Raw genomic sequence first — 2716 nt, forward strand, 5'->3', positions numbered from 1 at the left:
GGAGCGGCCCCCGCCCGGGCGGGTCCGGTCCGCGGCGTGCCCCAGCACCCGCAGCGAGGCCAGCGCGGCCATCGGCACCACCACCGCGGCGGCGGCGCCCGCGACGTCCAGCGCCGCGCCGTCGAGCACGCCACCGAGCACCGCGGCAACCGCGGTGCCGGCCAACGCGGCCCGGACCGCCGGGTAGATGCCGAACAGTCGGGTCAACCCGCCCCACGGCTGCAGCAGGGCGAACCACACCAGCAGCCCGCCGGCCAGGGCCAACACGGTCAGCGGGCTGTTGACCAGCGTCTCGAAGTTCGCGGTGCTGGACCGGTGCACGGTGAACCCACCCGTGCCGTCGCCGACGGCCGAGAGGAACCGGCCCAGGCTGCCCCGCTCCGCCGCCGGGCGGCGCAGGTCCACCACGGCGAAACCGATGCCCACCGCCAGGGCGGCCATCGTGGCCCAGGCCAGCCGGCTGATCGTCAGCCACCCGCCGGCGCTGATCGCGGCCGCCACGCTCAGCCCGGCGGTCAGCGCGATCGCGCCGACCGGATCGGCGCCGAGGTACGGGCTGCCGACCACCACCACGGCGAGGCCGCCCACGGCCACCATCACCGCCGGCCGCCACGTGCGGTGCACCCGCTGCGCCAGCCAGCCCGCGCTCAGCAGCGCGCCCGCGAGGAACACCCCGAGCCCGACCGTGCCCAGCCCGGCGTACCGGCCGCCCTGCAACGCCGAGTAGCCGACCACCCCGTTGAGCTGGAGCCGCGCCCCGGTGAGCACGTCCAGCCCGACGACGAGGGCGGTGAGGCCGGCCACCGCGCCCAGCGGGCCGAGGGTGCCGGCGTACCCCGGAAGGAACCGGACCCCCGCGGTGCCGGCCGCCACCAGCAGCGCGGTGACCCCGGCGAAGATCCAGCCCGGCTGTTCGCCCCGCCACCAGGGCACCGCGTCGGCGAGCAGCGCGGCCGGCACGGTCAACGCCGCCGCCACCAGCAGCAGCTCCACCACCGCCACGACTCGCGCGGGCGCCGGCGTCGGCCCGGCCGGGCCGGCGTGCGGGCGGGCCCGACGCAGCAGCGGCAGCACCGCGAGGGCCAGCAGCACCTGCAACCCGGCGAGCAACGCGAAGAACCCGCCGGAGACGGCCCGCTGGGCGGCGGCCTCCCGGTCCGCGTCCGCCGGCGCGTTGATCGCCTCGGCCAGATCGGCCGGACGGCCACCGGTGCTGACCGCCGGCCGGCCCAGGAAGAGCCGCTCCGGCATCGGCCGGCCCAGCGCGGACAGCGCGGTCGGCGCGAGGTCGACGAGTTGCAGGTACCCGTCCCGGCCCGTGCTCGCCGAGGTGAGCCAGCCGCGCTCCCAGCCCGGCCCGTCGGCGACCGCAACGTGCAACCGGGACGGCTGGGCGGTGTCGGAGATCCCGGCGACCAGCACCAGCGACCGTGGTGGCCGGGCAGCCAGCACCCGGGCCAGTTGGGCGTCCGCCGCGCGGGCCGCCTCGGCGCGCGCCGCCGGGTCGGACCCGTCGACGGTGCCGAGGTCGACGATGCTCAGCACGCACGAACCGAGCAGCGTGCGCGGATCGGCCGGCAGCCCCGAGGCGTACCGGTCGACCCGGCCGAATGGCCGCGCGGCGGCCACCGCCGCGCCCGGACCGATCGCGACCGAGCAGCGCACCGACTCCGACAGCGACCCCGGCAGGGCCCCCCACGTCAACCGCTGCTGGTTGTACTGGACCACGCTCTCCTGGTCGGGCAGGTTCGCGCCGATGCCGTCCGGCTGCTCCACCGTCACCGCGGTCGAGGGGCAGCCACCCGCGGGCCGGCTGCCGTTCCACGCCGCGAAACTGCCCGCGCCCAGGGTCAGCCACCCGTCCACCGGGCAGGTGGGCCGGTGCGCCGATCGGACCGACAGCGAGCCGATCGACCCGTCCTGGGCCATCCGCCACAGCGTCGGCGTGCTCTGCGGGTCCACGTCCTCCCAGCGCAGGCCGGCGATCCCGGCGAGCACCACGAAGTCGGCGCTGCGCTGCGGGGCGCCCTGGGGCGGGCGGGCGGCCAGCGCCGTGACACCCAGCGCCACCACGAGCACGGTCAACAGGGCGGGGGCGAGTCGGCGCAGCATCACCGGTGTCCCGTCAACGGGTCGGGGCCGGGGGCCGCCGGCCCGGCGGAGGTCGGGGTCAGCTCGGCGTAGAGAGCCGCCAACACGGCGACGGTGTCCGCCTCGGTGGGCCACGTCGCCGCCCGCTCGGCGCCACGCCTGCCCAGCTCCGCCCGGGCGGCCGGGTCGTCGAGCAACGCGCGCACCGCCGCGTCGACCGCGTCCACGTCACCGGCGGGAACGAGCGTCGCGGCATCGCCGACCAGCTCCGGCAGGCCACCGACCGCGGTGGCCACCAGCGGCACGCCGACCCGCAGCGCCTCCTGCGCGAAGAGCTGTCGGGCCTCCCAGTCGCTGGTCACCACCGCGAGGTCCGCGCCGGCGAGCAGGTCGGCCACGTCGGTGCGGTGCCCCAGGAGGGTCACCGGCGCGCGGGCCGCGGAGGTCCGGGCAGCCAGCGGCAGATAGGCCGGCCCGCTGCCGGCGATCACCACGACCGGCGGCGGGGTACGGGTACGCCAGCGGGCCGCGGCGTCGATCAGAACGTCGTAGCGCTTCTGCGGGTGCAGCCGACCGACCGACACGATCAGCGGCTGGTCCGGGCGGACACCGAACTCGGCCCGGA

Annotated in this window: 2 protein-coding genes; both read right to left on the reverse strand. The window is 77.8% G+C overall.

The features are described from left to right. On the reverse strand, positions 1 to 2112 hold a 2112-nt coding region (locus tag DKT68_RS00265), incomplete at its 3' end, for a hypothetical protein (RefSeq protein ID WP_109815439.1). After that, a partial coding sequence (locus tag DKT68_RS00270; RefSeq protein ID WP_146218242.1) for a glycosyltransferase family 4 protein occupies positions 2112 to 2716 on the reverse strand: 605 nt, incomplete at its 5' end. The genes DKT68_RS00270 and DKT68_RS00265, both read right to left, overlap by 1 nt.

Source organism: Micromonospora acroterricola (assembly GCF_003172955.1).
GTDB lineage: Bacteria > Actinomycetota > Actinomycetes > Mycobacteriales > Micromonosporaceae > Micromonospora > Micromonospora acroterricola.